Raw genomic sequence first — 15145 nt, forward strand, 5'->3', positions numbered from 1 at the left:
CTCTACGGAAGGACAAGCCTGTGCAGATCGCCGTCGTTCTCTACGACCGGTTCACCGCCCTCGACGCCGTCGGCCCCTACGAGACCCTGGGCCGGCTCCCGGACGCGGAGACCGTGTTCGTCGCCGAGCGCACCGGACCCCACCGCACCGACACCGGACACCTCGCGCTCACCGCCGACCGCACCCTCGCCGACGTACCGTCCCCGGACATCGTGGTGGTGCCGGGCGGTCCCGGCCAGAACGCGCAGATGGACAACCCGGTGCTGCTGGACTGGCTGCGCGCGGCCGACGCGACCAGCGCCTGGACCACCTCCGTGTGCACGGGCTCGCTGCTGCTGGCCGCCGCCGGGCTGCTCACCGGGCGCCGCGCCACCTCGCACTGGCTGGCCCTGGACCAGCTGCCGGGCTTCGGCGCCGAGCCCACCGGGGAGCGGGTGGTCGTGGACGGGAAGTACGTCACCGCGGCCGGGGTCTCCTCCGGCATCGACATGGGGCTGACGCTGCTCGGCAGGGTCGCGGGCGACGAACACGCCATGGCCGTCCAGCTGCTGACGGAGTACGACCCGCAGCCGCCCTACGACGCCGGCTCCCCTCAGAAGGCCCCGGCCCACCTGGTCGCGGAGTTCCGCACCAGGAGCCGCTTCATCCTGTCGTAGGGACGCTCCAGCCGAACCGCGGCGGCCGGCGTTCCAGGAACGCGGCGACACCCTCCTCCATCTCCCCGCCGGCCCGCGCCTGGGCGGCCCAGTGGGCGTCGCGGTCGGTCCGGCCGTTCGCGAACTCCTTCGCGGCGGCCTGGGTGAGCTGGGAGCGGGACACCAGGGTCCGGGCCAGCTCGGCCACCCGCTTGTCCAGTTCGCCCTCGGGCAGCACCTCGTCCACGAACCCGGTGCGCAGCGCCCGCTCGGTGTCGATCAACTCGGCCGAGAACAGCAGGTACTTGGCGGTGGCCGGGCCGACCAGCGACACCAGACGGCGGGTGGAGGAGGCCGGGTAGACGATGCCGAGCCGGGCCGGGGTCACCCCGAACAGGGCGCCCTCCTCCGCCAGCCGCAGATCGCAGGCCCCGGCGAGCTGCGCCCCGCCGCCCACGCAGTGCCCACGCACCGCGGCGAGCGTCGGCTTGGGGAAGGCGGCGAGGGCCTCCTCGGCCGCCACCGCGAGTTCCTGCGGCTCCGCCGAGCCCCGGAGCGAGGAGATGTCCGCGCCCGCGCAGAAGGTGGCGCCCGCGCCGGTCAGCACGAGCACCCGTACGCCGGGGTCGCGCGCCAGCTCGTCGAGCAGCGGCGGGAGGGCCCGCCACATCGCCGCGGTCATGGCGTTGCGCTTCGCCGGGTGACGGATCACCACGGTGGCTACGGAGTCGGCGATGTGGTGGGACAGCTCAGGGTCCATGGGCCGGATGTTACCGGCCGGTCCAGGCGCACCGGCGGGGACCGGTCACGCGTTACGGAGGGCGGTCCAGCGGGGACAAAGGGGAGATACGGCGGCAAAGGGGTTGTTGTTCGAGGAGGCGGCGATGGCCAGGTTCCGCAGGCGGAAGGACCGGGCGGCGAAGATGCGCCAGGGGTTCGGCTGGCTCGCGGCGCTCGGTGTGATCCTCGTGCTCGCCGGGCTCGTCGGACTCGTCTACACCGGTCTGGCCACCCTGACCTCCATGCTGCTGTTCGGCTGGCTGCTGCTGATCGGCGGGATCGTCGGCCTGCTGCACGCCATCCAGGCCCGCGGCACCAGCTTCTTCTGGCTCGGTGTCATCGTCGCCGCCCTGAACATCGCCGCCGGCGTCGTCGTCATCCGGCTGCCGCACGCGGCGGCCGCCGCGCTCACCATGTTCGCCGCCCTGCTGTTCCTCAGCGCCGGCCTCTTCCGGATCGTCGGCAGCCTGGTGGTGCGCGGTCCGCAGTTCGGCTGGACCCTGCTGCTCGGCGTCTTCGACCTGCTGCTCGGGATCCTGGTCCTCGCCCACTGGCCGAGCAGCAGCCAGTACGTCATCGGTGCCTTCTTCTCCCTGGCCCTGCTCTTCGACGGCCTCGGCCTGCTGGCCACCGGCTACAGCGGCCGCCGGGTCGTGGGGCTCGTCTCCCAGTAGGAGCGGCGGCCCGGACCCGCGGCACGGGAAGAGTGGGGTGCCGCCACCGGACAGGAACGCTCCCACACGTGACCGTGTCATACGCAGTCGGTCAGAAAGCGCTCGATACTCGCTGACTTGTGTTCAGTCAGAGGGGCCGGAGCCGGTCGTTGCCAACACTCGACCTGTGGCGACAATCGAGCGCGAAGGTGGCGATCGGACGATGGACGACCACGGGCGCGGGGACGGCCCGCGCCCAGCGGGGGGCGCCGAGCGGCAGCCCGATCCACTGCCGTACGAGGGTGTGTGGCGGTTCACCGCCCCCGCCGAGGACGCCTCGGTCCCGCGGGCCAGGCACGCGGTCCGGGACCTGCTGCTGCGCCAGGGCGTACCGGTCTCCGACGATCTGGCGGACGGGCTGCTGCTGATCGTCTCCGAGCTGGTCACGAACGCCGTACGGCACGCGGCCCTGCTGTCGCCGACGCTCGCCGTGGAGGTCGCCGTCGGGGCGGAGTGGGTGCGGGTGTCCGTGGAGGACAACCATCCGTACCGGCCGACCGCCCTGGAGGCCGATCACGGCCGGACCGGCGGCCGGGGCCTGCTCCTGGTCCGCGAGGTGGCCCGGGAGGCGGGCGGGGCGCTCGACGTGGAGCACACGGCGAGCGGCGGCAAGGTGATCTGGGCCACCCTGCCGCTCAAGCCCGCGGCGCTGTCGTAGCCGACGGGCCTGCCGGGCCGGGGTTCACCAGCCCGCGGACGGGCCGGTCAGCTCCCTGATCGCCGGGCGCGCCGCGTCCAGCACCGTCATGAACCACGCCGAGAACGGGTCCCGGGCGTGCCGCTCGGCCAGCTCGGCCGCCGTCACATACGCGGCCTGGGCGACCTCCTCGGGATCCGGGGCGAGCGGTGCCTGCACCAGACCGACGAACAGGTGGTTGAACTCCTGCTCCACCAGGCCCGACACCGGGTCCGGGTGGTTGTAGCGGACGGTGCCCGCCTCCGCGAGCAGCGAGGGGGAGACGCCCAACTCCTCGTACGTCCGCCGGGCCGCCGCGGCGAACGGCGCCTCGCCCGGGCAGGGGTGCCCGCAGCAGGTGTTGGACCACACACCGGGGGAGTGGTACTTGCCGAGCGCCCGCTGCTGGAGCAGCATCCGGCCCTGCTCGTCGAAGAGGAAGACCGAGAAGGCACGGTGCAACTGCCCGGGCGGCTGGTGCGCGGCCAGCTTCTCCGCCGTGCCGGTCGTCACACCCTTCTCGTCGACCAGTTCCAGCAAAATCGCCTCTGCGGTGCCGTTCGACGAGTTGTGCGTCGCGGTGGCAGGTGTGATCGGCATACCCATCCTTCGCCTCGGTCCTCGCGCTCCAGTCTGCCGTACGAATCCGGCACTCCCGGCACTTCCCCGCATGTCCGCATGTCCGTGCGCGGCCGGGCACCGGGAGGCGGACCCGGTGGATCATCGTGCCCGGTGGCAGATACACGGAACCCCGCGCCGGGGTCGAACATCCGTGCCCGGGGTCAGTGGCACAGGCGGGCCTCGTGCTCCGCGTGCCCGCTCGGCTCCAGCTGGAAGGTGCAGTGCTCCACGTCGAAGTGGTCGCCGAGGCAGCCCTGCAACTCGTGCAGCATCTTCTCGTGGCCGATGGCGTTCAGCGCCTCCGAGCTGACCACCACGTGCGCCGACAGCACCGGCATGCCCGAGGTGATCGTCCAGGCGTGCAGATCGTGGACGTCCTCCACGCCGTCCAGGGCCAGGATGTGCGCCCGGACCTCCGCCATGTCGACGTTCTTGGGGGCCGCCTCCAGCAGCACGTCCAGCGTCTCGCGCAGCAGCTTCAGCGTCCTCGGCACGATCATCAGCCCGATCACCAGCGAGGCGACGGGGTCGGCCGGCTGCCAGCCCGTGGTCAGGATCACCGCCGCCGAGATCAGCACGGCGACCGAGCCGAGCGCGTCCGCGGCCACCTCCAGGAAGGCGCCGCGCACGTTCAGGCTCTCCTTCTGCCCGCGCATCAGCAGCACGAGCGAGACGGAGTTCGCGACCAGCCCGATCAGACCGAAGACGACCATCAGGCCGCCCCGGGTCTCCGCGGGGGTGACGAACCGCTGGACCGCCTCGTACAGGACGTACCCGCCGACGCCGAGCAGCAGCAGACAGTTGGCCAGGGCGGCGAGGATCTCGGCGCGGGCGTAGCCGAAGGTGCGGTGGGTGCTCGGCGGGCGGCCGGCGAAGTGGATCGCGAGCAGGGCCATGCCGAGGCCCACCGCGTCGGTGGCCATGTGTGCCGCGTCGGCGATCAGCGCGAGCGAGTCCGCGACCAGGCCGCCGACGATCTCGACCACCATGATCGTGAGCGTGATGCCCAGCGCGATCCGCAACCGGCCCCGGTACGCGGCCGTGGCCGTACCCGGAGGCGCCGTGTGTGCGTGCCCGTGGTCGTGCCCAGCCCCCATGGAAACCGCCCTTCCCCGTTGTCTCGGGTCCGTTCTCGTGCCCCAGTCAACTACGGGTGGGGGGTATCGGGCAACGCGGCACTGAACACCGTTGTCATGTGCCCTGACCTGCGGAAACGATCCGCTGGTCAGGGCGCCGGCCGGAGCGCGGGCGGAGTGGGCGGGCGCGGGTCAGCCACCGTGGTGCAGCCGCCAGCCCTCCCAGGCCGACGCGACCATCTCGCGCACCCCGCGCCGGGCCTGCCAGGACAGCTCGCGGGCGGCCCGCTCGGCGGAGGCGACCGCGCGCGGCGCGTCCCCCGGCCGGCGCGCCTCGACCAGCGGCTCCCGGCGGTCCCCGGTGACCTCGCCGATCACCGTGATCAGCTCGCGCACCGAGACCCCCTCGCCCCGGCCGATGTTCAGCGTCAGATCACCGGAGAGGGTGCCGTCCGCCAGCCGCCGCGCCGCCGCCAGATGGGCCTCGGCCAGATCGGCGACATGGATGTAGTCCCGGACGCAGGTGCCGTCCGGCGTCGGATAGTCGTCACCGAAGATCCGCGGCGCCTCGTCACGGGTGAGCCGGTCGAAGACCATCGGCACGATGTTGAACACCCCCGTGTCCGCCAGCTCCGGGGCGGCCGCGCCCGCCACGTTGAAGTAGCGCAGGCACACCGTGGAGATCCCGTGTGCCTTTCCGGCCGCCCGCACCAGCCACTCCCCGGCCAGCTTGGTCTCGCCGTACGGGTTGACCGGCGCGCACGGGGTGTCCTCGGTGATCAGGTCCACGTCCGGATTGCCGTACACGGCCGCCGACGAGGAGAAGACCAGCCGGCGGACGCCCGCCTCGGCGACCGCGTCCAGGAGCGTGGCGAGGCCGCCGACGTTCTCCCGGTAGTAGCGGGTCGGCTGCGCCACCGACTCGGCGACCTGCTTGCGCGCCGCGAGATGGACGACGCCGGTCACGCCGTACTCCCGCAGCACCTGCCGCAGCCGGTCCCCGTCCAGCGTCGAGCCCTCGGCCAGCGGCACGTCCGCGGGCAGCCGCTCCGGTACCGCCGCCGACAGGTCGTCCAGTGCCACGACCTTCTCCCCGGCGCCCGCCATGGCCCGTGCCACATGCGCCCCGATGTATCCGGCCCCGCCGGTGATCAGCCACGTCATGGTCGTCCACCCTATGCCGACACCCAGGGTGTCCTGGATGCCCGGGTCTGCGCCCACGGGTTTGTGGGCCGGGCCCCCGATCCCCGATGATGATCGCGGCAAAGGCCCGGGCAGGCCCCGTGGACCGGGCTGTGAACGGCCGGTGAACACGGGCTTCCACCCATCCGATACCCTCTGCCGACATGCCGCCCGGGCCGCAGGCAGGGCGCCCACCATGCAGAAGTCCGGTGCCGCCGCGCGCCGGCGTCCAGGGAGTGAGTTCGGTTGTCGACCGCCATCGTCACGGGTCAGCCGGTCCCCGGATCGTCGCTCGACCACGATCTGCGGTCCCTCGGCTTCGATGTGCGCACGGCAGCGGACGCCGCCGAGGCCGAGACCCTGCTCGCCGCCGCCCCGGCCGGCGACCGCGTGGCCCTGGTCGACGCCCGCTTCGTCGGTCACCCGCACGCCCTGCGCCTCGGTCTGACCGACCCGCGCTTCCCGCTCTCCGCGATCCCCGGCGCCGTCACCGCCCAGCCGGCCGCCCGGCAGGCGCTGACCCGGGCCCTGGCCCGCGAGACCTCCGCCGGCGGCGGCACCGGTACGGCCGTGGACGTCGGCAGCCTCGCCGACCGCCTCGTCACCGCGCTCGACGCCGACGGCAGCGCCGTACACCGCCCGGAGCTCGGCAGCCTGGTCGCGGAGGTGCCCGAGGACCCGCAGGCCCGCAACGAGGCCCGGCAGGCCGTCGCCGCCGTCGACGACGAGGCCGTACGTCTGAAGTCGGCCGTGAAGTCCCGGGACGGCTTCTTCACCACCTTCTTCATCAGCCCGTACTCGCGCTACATCGCCCGCTGGTGCGCCCGCCGCGGCCTGACCCCGAACCAGGTCACCACCGCCTCGCTGCTCACCGCGCTCATCGCGGCCGGCTGCGCGGCCACCGGCACCCGGGGCGGCTTCGTCGCCGCCGGTGTGCTGCTCATCGCCTCCTTCGTGCTGGACTGCACCGACGGCCAGCTCGCCCGCTACGCCCTGAAGTACTCCACGCTCGGCGCCTGGCTGGACGCCACCTTCGACCGGGCCAAGGAGTACGCCTACTACGCCGGCCTCGCCCTCGGCGCGGCCCGCGGCGGCGACGACGTATGGGCCCTCGCCCTCGGCGCGATGGTGCTCCAGACCTGCCGGCACGTGGTCGACTTCTCCTTCACCGAGGCCAACCACGACGCCACCGCCAACACCAGCCCCACCGCCGCCCTCTCCGACAAGCTCGACAGCGTCGGCTGGACGGTCTGGGTACGGCGGATGATCGTGCTGCCGATCGGCGAGCGCTGGGCGATGATCGCGGTGCTCACGGCGGCCACGACCCCCCGGATCACCTTCTCCGTCCTGCTCGTCGGCTGCGCCTTCGCGGCGACGTACACCACGGCCGGGCGGGTGCTGCGGTCCGTGACCCGCAGGGCGAGCCGCACCGACCGGGCGGCACAGGCCCTCGCCGACCTCGCCGACAACGGCCCGCTCGCCGCCCTCGTGACCCGCCTCACACGCGTCCGCCTCGGCGCCCCGCTGCTCGTGGCCCTCGCCGGTACGGCGATCCTCGCCGCGTCCCTCTTCTCCGGAGTGACCTGGGCCCCGGTCGCGGGTGCCGTCGTCTACGCCATCACCGCGGGGCAGGCCCTGTACCGCCCGCTCAAGGGCGCCCTCGACTGGCTGGTGCCACCCCTCTTCCGGGCCGCCGAGTACGGCACCGTCCTCGTCCTGGCGGCCAAGGCCGGGGTGAACGGAGCACTGCCCGCGGCTTTCGGGCTGGTGGCGGCCGTCGCCTACCATCACTACGACACGGTGTACCGCATCCGCGGCAACGCCGGAGCGCCCCCGGCCTGGCTGGTGCGCTCCATCGGGGGGCACGAGGGGCGCACGCTCCTCGTCACGGTCCTGGCCGCGGTCCTCACCGCGGCGCAGTTCAAGGTCGCGCTCACGGTGCTCGCCGTGGCCGTCGCCCTCGTGGTGCTCGCCGAGAGCATCCGCTTCTGGGTGTCCGCTGGGGCGCCCGCCGTACACGACGAAGGAGAACCCGCATGATCGGCCTCGTGCTGGCGGCCGGCGCCGGACGGCGTCTGCGCCCCTACACCGACACCCTGCCCAAGGCGTTGGTGCCGGTGGGGCCCGCGGGCATCGAGGGTGAGCCCACGGTCCTCGACCTGACCCTGGCCAACTTCGCCGAGGTCGGTCTGACCGAGGTCGCGGTCATCGTCGGCTACCGCAAGGAGGCCGTGTACGAGCGCAAGGCGGCCCTGGAGGCGAAGTACGGCCTGAAGCTCACCCTCATCGACAACGACAAGGCCGAGGAGTGGAACAACGCCTACTCCCTGTGGTGCGGCCGGGACGCCCTGAAGGACGGCGTGATCCTCGCCAACGGCGACACCGTGCACCCGGTCTCGGTCGAGAAGACGCTGCTGGCCGCCCGCGGTGAGGGCAGGAAGATCATCCTCGCGCTGGACACCGTGAAGTCCCTGGCCGACGAGGAGATGAAGGTCGTCGTCGACCCCGCCAAGGGGATGACGAAGATCACCAAGCTGATGGACCCGGCCGAGGCGACTGGTGAGTACATCGGGGTCACCCTCATCGAGGGTGACGCCGCCGCCGAGCTGGCCGACGCACTGAAGACGGTCTGGGAGACGGACCCGCAGCAGTTCTACGAGCACGGCTACCAGGAGCTGGTCGACCGCGGTTTCCGGATCGACGTCGCGCCGATCGGCGACGTCGACTGGGTGGAGATCGACAACCACGACGACCTCGCCCGTGGCCGGGAGATCGCATGCCGCTCCTGACCCGGCTCATTCCCTCGCCGGTCGTCGTGGACATCCGCCCGGGTGCCCTGGACGACCTGGGGGCGGTCCTCGCCGATGAACGCATCGCCCAGTCCGGGCGGCTCGCGGTCGCCGTCAGCGGCGGCTCCGGCGCCCGGCTGCGCGAGCGGGTCTCGCCCTCGCTGCCCGGCGCCAGCTGGTACGAGGTGGGTGGCGGCACCCTGGACGACGCGGTCCGGCTGGCCGGCGAGATGAAGTCCGGCCACTACGACGCGGTGGTCGGCCTCGGCGGTGGCAAGATCATCGACTGCGCCAAGTTCGCGGCGGCCCGGGTGGGCCTGCCGCTGGTCGCCGTCCCCACCAACCTCGCCCACGACGGCCTGTGCTCACCGGTCGCGACCCTGGACAACGACGCGGGCCGCGGCTCCTACGGCGTGCCCAACCCGATCGCCGTGGTCATCGACCTGGACGTGATCCGCGAGGCCCCGGCCCGCTTCGTCCGGGCGGGCATCGGCGACGCGATCTCCAACGTCAACGCGATCGCGGACTGGGAGCTGTCCAACAGGGTCAACGGCGAGAAGATCGACGGTCTGGCCGCCGCCATGGCCCGGCAGGCCGGCGAGGCCGTGCTGCGGCACCCCGGCGGCATCGGGGACAACGACTTCCTCCAGGTGCTCGCCGAGGCGCTGGTCCTCAGCGGTATCGCGATGTCCGTGTCGGGCGACTCCCGCCCGTCCTCCGGCTCCTGCCACGAGATCAACCACGCCTTCGACCTGCTGTTCCCCAAGCGGGCGGCGGCCCACGGCGAGCAGTGCGGACTCGGCGCCGCCTTCGCGATGTACCTGCGCGGAGCGCACGAGGAGTCGGCCCACATGGCCGAGGTGCTGCGCCGGCACGGGCTTCCGGTGCTGCCGGAGGAGATCGGCTTCACCGTGGACGAGTTCGTCCGCGTCGTGGAGTTCGCTCCGGAGACCCGGCCCGGGCGCTACACGATCATCGAACACCTCGACCTCAAGACGAACCAGATCAAGGACATCTACGCCGACTATGTCAAGGCCATCGGTAGCTGAACTCCGTCCGGTCGTGCACCCCGCCGGGGTGAAGGACCGGCGCAGCGGTGAGCACTGGGCGGGGCGCCTCTACATGCGTGAGGTCTCCCTGCGGATCGACCGCTACCTGGTCAACACCAGGGTCACGCCCAACCAGCTCACCTACCTGATGACCGTCTGCGGTGTGCTCGCGGCCCCGGCCCTGCTGGTGCCGGGGATCGCGGGCGCCGTCCTCGGTGTCGTCGCCACCCAGCTGTACCTGCTGCTGGACTGCGTGGACGGCGAGATCGCCCGCTGGAAGAAGCAGTACTCGCTCAGCGGTGTCTATCTGGACCGGGTCGGCGCCTATCTCACCGACGCGGCCGTGCTGGTCGGCCTCGGTCTGCGCGCCGCCGACCTGTGGGGCGGCGGCCGGATCGACTGGCTGTGGGCCTTCCTCGGCACCCTCGCCGCGCTCGGCGCCATCCTGATCAAGGCCGAGACCGACCTCGTCGGCGTCGCCCGGCACCAGACCGGCAAGCCGCCGGTCCAGGAGGCCGCCGCAGAGCTGCGCTCCTCCGGGATGGCGCTGGCCCGCCGGGCCGCCGCCGCGCTCAAGTTCCACCGGCTGATCCTCGGTATCGAGGCCTCGCTGCTGATCGTGGTCCTCGCCGTCGCGGACCACATCCGCGGCGACCTGTTCTTCACCCGTCTCGGCACCGCCGTGCTGGCCGGCATCGCGATGCTCCAGACCGTGCTGCACCTGGTGTCCATCCTCGCCTCGCGCAGGCTGAAGTGAGTGCCATGAAGGTCGGCGCCGTCATCATCACCATGGGCAACCGGCCGGAGGAGCTGCGGGCCCTGCTCGACTCCGTGGCCAAGCAGGACGGCGACCGCGTCGAGGTGGTCGTCGTCGGCAACGGTTCCCCGGTGCCGGACGTGCCCGAGGGCGTACGGACCGTCGAGCTGCCCGAGAACCTGGGCATCCCCGGCGGCCGCAACGTCGGCATAGAGGCCTTCGGGCCGGCCGGCCGGGATGTCGACATATTGCTGTTCCTGGACGACGACGGCCTGCTCGCCCGCCATGACACCGCCCAGCTGTGCCGGGAGGCGTTCCAGGCGGACCCGGAGCTCGGCATCATCAGCTTCCGGATCGCCGACCCCGAGACCGGTGAGACCCAGCGCCGGCACGTGCCCCGGCTGCGTGCCTCCGACCCGATGCGCTCCTCCCGGGTGACCACCTTCCTCGGCGGCGCCAACGCCGTACGCACCCGTGTCTTCGCCGAGGTCGGCGGGTTGCCGGACGAGTTCTTCTACGCCCACGAGGAGACCGACCTGGCCTGGCGCGCGCTGAACGCGGGCTGGCTGATCGACTACCGGTCCGACATGGTGCTGTACCACCCGACGACCGCGCCCTCGCGGCACGCGGTCTACCACCGCATGGTCGCCCGCAACCGGGTCTGGCTCGCCCGCCGCAACCTGCCCGCCCTCCTCGTCCCCGTCTATCTCGGGGTGTGGCTGCTGCTCACGCTGCTCCGCCGCCCCTCCGGTCCGGCCCTGAAGGCCTGGTTCGGCGGCTTCAAGGAGGGCTGGACCACGCCCTGCGGCCCGCGCCGGCCCATGCGGTGGCGTACGGTCTGGCGGCTGACCCGGCTGGGACGACCCCCGGTGATCTGAGAAGCTTCTTACCTGAAGAGCAAGCTTCTTACCGAGAGAGTCCTGGTTTCCACTCGTGAGTCACACAACGCATGACGGCGGTGTCGCGGTGAGCGCGGCGCCGTCGCCCGACGAGGGGCTGACGGCGGCCGAGCTCGCCGCCAAGTACGGGCTCGCCGTGAGCGGCGCCAGGCCCACGCTCGTCGAGTACGTCCGGCAGCTGTGGGGGCGGCGCCACTTCATCCTCGCCTTCTCCCAGGCCAAGCTGACGGCGCAGTACAGCCAGGCCAAGCTGGGCCAGCTCTGGCAGGTGGCCACCCCGCTGCTGAACGCCGGCGTGTACTACTTCATCTTCGGCGTCATCCTGCACGCGAGCCGGGGCCTGTCCCAGGACGTGTACATCCCGTTCCTGGTCACGGGCGTGTTCGTGTTCACCTTCACGCAGAGCTCGGTCATGTCGGGCGTCCGCGCGATCTCCGGCAACCTCGGTCTGGTGCGCGCCCTGCACTTCCCGCGCGCCTCGCTGCCCGTCTCCTTCTCGCTCCAGCAGCTCCAGCAGCTGCTCTTCTCGATGATCGTGATGTTCATCGTGGCGATCGGCTTCGGCAGCTACCCGAGCGCCTCCTGGCTGCTGATCGTGCCGGTCCTGCTGTTGCAGTTCCTGTTCAACACCGGGCTCGCGCTGATCGTGGCCCGCATGGGCGCCAAGACCCCGGACCTCGCCCAGCTGATGCCGTTCATCCTGCGCACCTGGATGTACACCTCCGGCGTGATGTTCTCCATCCACAAGATGATGGAGGGCCGCTCGGAGATCGCGGTCCGGCTGCTCCAGGTCAACCCGGCCGCGGTCTACATGGACCTGATGCGCTTCGCGCTGATCGACGGCTACGGCGCCTCGAACCTGCCCCCGCATGTGTGGGCCATCGCGCTGTTCTGGGCCGTGGCCGTCTTCGCGGGCGGCTTCGTGTACTTCTGGAAGGCGGAGGAGAGGTACGGCCGTGGCTGAGCAGCACACCGGGGACCGCCGCCCCACTGTCATCGCCGACGATCTGCACATCGTCTACCGGGTCAACGGCGCCAAGACCGGCAAGGGCAGCGCCACGGCGGCGCTCAGCCGGATCGTCCGGCGGGGCGAGGAGCGCGGGGTGCGCAAGGTGCACGCCGTGCGCGGGGTGTCCTTCGTCGCCTACCGCGGCGAGGCCATCGGCCTGATCGGCTCCAACGGCTCCGGCAAGTCCACTCTGCTGCGTGCCATCGCCGGACTGCTGCCCGCGGAGCGGGGCAAGGTCTACACCGACGGCCAGCCGTCCCTGCTGGGCGTGAACGCGGCTCTGATGAACGACCTGACGGGTGAACGGAACGTCATCCTGGGCGGGCTCGCCATGGGGATGTCCCGGGAGCAGATCAAGGAGCGTTATCAGGAGATCGTCGACTTCTCGGGCATCAATGAGAAAGGCGACTTCATCACGCTGCCGATGCGCACCTACTCCTCCGGTATGGCGGCCCGGCTCAGGTTCTCCATCGCCGCCGCCAAGGACCACGACGTCCTCATGATCGACGAGGCGCTCGCCACCGGTGACCGGAAGTTCCAGAAGCGCTCGGAGGACCGCATCCGGGAACTGCGCAAGGAAGCCGGCACGGTCTTTCTGGTCAGCCACAACAACAAGTCCATCCGGGACACCTGCAACCGCGTGCTCTGGCTGGAACGCGGTGAACTGCGTATGGACGGCCCGACCGAAGAGGTCCTGAAGGAGTACGAGAAGTTCACGGGTAAGTGACCCGGTTCGGCAGGGGCCCCGTCGGAAGCCTTCCGGCGGGGTCTCGCGCCTGTAAAGGAAACGTCAACTACGGTGGCCCCGAGGAATCTTGAGGGCAATCGGTGTGTTGTTGTGATGCGCAGGACACCCCCCCTGAAGGCAGCTGCGTTGTACAACGTAAGCTGTACCGGTGCCGGAAAGCGGCAAGTAGGGAGATAATGCGCGACACCCTCCACCGGGCCGACCCACGAATTGCTGGGCGGCGTGTCCGAAATAGTGTGTATTGGGTCGGCAGTGTAGAACGGGAGATGTGACGGCAATGGCTACGGAAACTCCCCAGCTCAACGCAGCATGTGCCGTCCCCGCCCCGGGCAGCGCGCGATGACGGCCGCGGAAACGGCGTCGGACCCGGAGCACGCCACCCTGTCGAAGGCCACGAGCGAGAACTTTCCCGTGGCCCCGTTCTTCCTGCCCAGGGAGTGGCGCGACGACCTCATGGCCGTCTACGGCTTCGCCCGGCTCGTCGACGACATCGGCGACGGCGATCTCGCCCCCGGCGGAGCCGACGCACGGCTGCTCGGCGTGTCGGCCACCGAGGCCGAGAACCGGCTGGTCCTGCTCGACGCCTTCGAGGCCGACCTGCACCGCGTCTTCGACGGCACCCCGCGCCACCCGCTGCTGCGCCGGCTCCAGCCGACCGTCCGCCGCCGCGGCCTCACACCGGCACCGTTCCTCGGTCTGATCGCCGCGAACCGCCAGGACCAACTGGTCACGCGGTACGAGACCTACGACGACCTGCTCGCCTACTGCGAGCTGTCCGCCAACCCCGTCGGCCGCCTGGTCCTCGGGGTCACCGGCACCGCGACCCCCGAGCGGATCCGGCTGTCCGACGCGATCTGCACCGCGTTGCAGATCGTGGAGCACCTCCAGGACGTCGCCGAGGATCTGCGCCGGGACCGGATCTATCTGCCGGCCGAGGACATGAAGCGTTTCCATGTGCAGGAAACCGACCTCTCCGCGAAAACCGCGGGCGCATCGGTGCGCGCCCTGGTTGCATACGAAGCGCAACGCGCCCGCGTTCTGCTGAATGAAGGCGCCCCCCTGGTGGGTAGCGTCCACGGCAGGTTGAAGCTGCTGCTCGCAGGGTTCGTGGCGGGGGGAAGGGCGGCGATCCGCGCGATCGCCGCCGCCGAATACGACGTACTTCCCGGCCCGCCCAAGCCCGGCACGATCCAGTTGCTGCGTGAGGCGGGCGTGATTCTGCGAGGAGAGGGGTGATCGGGGCCGTGGATTCTCCGCCGCACGTGTCCGCACCGGTACTCGCCGCCTACAGCTACTGCGAGACGGTCACGGGTCAGCAGGCCCGCAACTTCGCCTACGGCATCCGGCTGCTGCCGGCGCCCAAGCGCCGCGCCATGTCGGCGCTGTACGCGTTCTCCCGGCGCGTGGACGACATCGGCGACGGCGACCTGGCCGACGACGTGAAGCTGACGCGGCTCGAGGACACCCGGGCCCTGCTCGCCCGGGTCCGCGCGGGCGCGGTCGAGGAGGACGACACCGATCCGGTGGCCGTCGCCCTCAGCCATGCCGCACGCGCCTTCCCGATCCCGCTCGGCGGCCTGGACGAGCTGATCGACGGCGTCCAGATGGACGTGCGCGGCGAGACCTACGAGACCTGGGACGACCTGAAGGCCTACTGCCGGTGTGTCGCCGGTGCCATCGGACGCCTCTCGCTCGGCGTGTTCGGCACCGAGCCGGGCGCGCGGGGCGCCGAGCGCGCGGCCGAGTACGCCGACACCCTGGGCCTCGCCCTCCAGCTCACCAACATCCTGCGGGACGTCCGCGAGGACGCGCAGGGCGGCCGTACCTACCTGCCCGCCGACGACCTCGCCAAGTTCGGCTGCTCGGCCGGGTTCGACCGGCCGACCCCGCCGGAGGGCTCGGACTTCGCGGGCCTGGTGCACTTCGAGGTCCGGCGGGCCCGCGCCCTGTTCGCCGAGGGCTACCAGCTGCTGCCCATGCTCGACCGGCGCAGCGGCGCCTGCGTGGCGGCCATGGCCGGCATCTACCGCCGGCTCCTCGACCGCATCGAGCGCGACCCGGAGGCGGTGCTGCGCGGCCGGGTCTCGCTGCCCGGACACGAGAAGGCGTATGTCGCCGTGCGCGGCCTGTCCGGTCTCGACACCCGCCATGTGACCCGCCATGTCTCGCCGCGGACCATCCGGAGGCGCGTCTGATGGACCGCACCGAACC

16 protein-coding genes are annotated in these 15145 nt (G+C 71.6%); 12 read left to right on the plus strand and 4 right to left on the minus strand.

The annotated features are described in order from the left end of the window. Positions 1-20: 20 nt before the first annotated feature. Positions 21-656 carry a DJ-1/PfpI family protein gene (locus tag ACZ5CZ_RS23960; protein WP_468945795.1) on the plus strand — a complete coding sequence of 212 codons (636 nt, stop codon included), beginning with the start codon at positions 21-23 and terminating at the stop codon, positions 654-656. Here the strand turns inward: ACZ5CZ_RS23960 and ACZ5CZ_RS23965 are convergent. Continuing rightward, on the minus strand, positions 643-1395 hold the full coding sequence (locus ACZ5CZ_RS23965) for an enoyl-CoA hydratase/isomerase family protein (RefSeq protein ID WP_385845850.1): 753 nt from the start codon (positions 1393-1395) through the stop codon (positions 643-645). The two genes, ACZ5CZ_RS23960 and ACZ5CZ_RS23965, sit on opposite strands and share 14 nt — an antisense overlap. A gap of 124 nt (positions 1396-1519) precedes the next feature. Between ACZ5CZ_RS23965 and ACZ5CZ_RS23970 the strand changes: the two genes are divergently transcribed. Both ACZ5CZ_RS23970 and ACZ5CZ_RS23975 read left to right on the plus strand, forming a co-directional pair. Then, entirely contained in the window at positions 1520-2089 is a 570-nt protein-coding gene (locus ACZ5CZ_RS23970; protein WP_468945798.1) for an HdeD family acid-resistance protein, read from the plus strand. A 202-nt stretch (positions 2090-2291) separates the two neighbouring features. Further along, the gene (locus ACZ5CZ_RS23975) at positions 2292-2786 is read left to right on the plus strand and encodes an ATP-binding protein (RefSeq protein ID WP_468945800.1); all 495 of its coding nucleotides are present in this window, start codon (positions 2292-2294) and stop codon (positions 2784-2786) included. 24 nt (positions 2787-2810) lie between these two features. Here ACZ5CZ_RS23975 and idi read toward each other — a convergent pair whose 3' ends face one another. The 3 genes from idi to galE all read right to left on the minus strand — a co-directional run bounded on the left by idi (position 2811) and on the right by galE (position 5665). Continuing rightward, positions 2811-3404, minus strand: a complete 594-nt coding sequence (gene idi / locus ACZ5CZ_RS23980) for an isopentenyl-diphosphate Delta-isomerase (protein ID WP_385845846.1) — start codon at positions 3402-3404, stop codon at positions 2811-2813. A 182-nt stretch (positions 3405-3586) separates the two neighbouring features. Next, positions 3587-4522, minus strand: a complete 936-nt coding sequence (locus ACZ5CZ_RS23985) for a cation diffusion facilitator family transporter (protein WP_385845844.1) — start codon at positions 4520-4522, stop codon at positions 3587-3589. 171 nt (positions 4523-4693) lie between these two features. Further along, a complete protein-coding gene (gene galE / locus ACZ5CZ_RS23990; protein WP_468945803.1) occupies positions 4694-5665 on the minus strand; it encodes a UDP-glucose 4-epimerase GalE in 972 nt (323 codons plus the stop codon). A 264-nt stretch (positions 5666-5929) separates the two neighbouring features. Between galE and ACZ5CZ_RS23995 the strand changes: the two genes are divergently transcribed. The 9 genes from ACZ5CZ_RS23995 to hpnD all read left to right on the plus strand — a co-directional run bounded on the left by ACZ5CZ_RS23995 (position 5930) and on the right by hpnD (position 15129). Continuing rightward, positions 5930-7723 (plus strand): DUF5941 domain-containing protein, encoded by a 1794-nt coding sequence (locus ACZ5CZ_RS23995; RefSeq protein WP_468945805.1) that lies wholly within the window; start codon positions 5930-5932, stop codon positions 7721-7723. After that, on the plus strand, positions 7720-8472 hold the full coding sequence (locus ACZ5CZ_RS24000) for a phosphocholine cytidylyltransferase family protein (RefSeq protein WP_385845839.1): 753 nt from the start codon (positions 7720-7722) through the stop codon (positions 8470-8472). The genes ACZ5CZ_RS23995 and ACZ5CZ_RS24000 overlap by 4 nt, the downstream gene beginning before the upstream one ends. Next, positions 8460-9521, plus strand: coding sequence for an iron-containing alcohol dehydrogenase family protein (locus ACZ5CZ_RS24005; protein WP_385845838.1), 1062 nt, complete (start codon positions 8460-8462; stop codon positions 9519-9521). Before ACZ5CZ_RS24000 ends, ACZ5CZ_RS24005 begins: the two co-directional genes overlap by 13 nt. Positions 9522-9534: 13 nt before the next feature. Further along, positions 9535-10278 (plus strand): CDP-alcohol phosphatidyltransferase family protein, encoded by a 744-nt coding sequence (locus tag ACZ5CZ_RS24010; protein WP_385845837.1) that lies wholly within the window; start codon positions 9535-9537, stop codon positions 10276-10278. Between the two features lie 5 nt (positions 10279-10283). Beyond that, entirely contained in the window at positions 10284-11156 is an 873-nt protein-coding gene (locus ACZ5CZ_RS24015) for a glycosyltransferase family 2 protein (RefSeq protein WP_468945809.1), read from the plus strand. A 55-nt stretch (positions 11157-11211) separates the two neighbouring features. Then, positions 11212-12141 carry an ABC transporter permease gene (locus ACZ5CZ_RS24020; RefSeq protein ID WP_385845835.1) on the plus strand — a complete coding sequence of 310 codons (930 nt, stop codon included), beginning with the start codon at positions 11212-11214 and terminating at the stop codon, positions 12139-12141. Beyond that, entirely contained in the window at positions 12134-12913 is a 780-nt protein-coding gene (locus ACZ5CZ_RS24025; RefSeq protein WP_385845834.1) for an ABC transporter ATP-binding protein, read from the plus strand. The genes ACZ5CZ_RS24020 and ACZ5CZ_RS24025 overlap by 8 nt, the downstream gene beginning before the upstream one ends. Before the next feature lie 360 nt (positions 12914-13273). Further along, entirely contained in the window at positions 13274-14170 is an 897-nt protein-coding gene (hpnC, locus tag ACZ5CZ_RS24030) for a squalene synthase HpnC (protein ID WP_468945812.1), read from the plus strand. Next, positions 14167-15129 carry a presqualene diphosphate synthase HpnD gene (gene hpnD / locus ACZ5CZ_RS24035; protein WP_385845831.1) on the plus strand — a complete coding sequence of 321 codons (963 nt, stop codon included), beginning with the start codon at positions 14167-14169 and terminating at the stop codon, positions 15127-15129. The genes hpnC and hpnD overlap by 4 nt, the downstream gene beginning before the upstream one ends. Positions 15130-15145 lie beyond the last annotated feature (16 nt).

This window comes from Streptomyces sp. NPDC031418 (assembly GCF_055581605.1).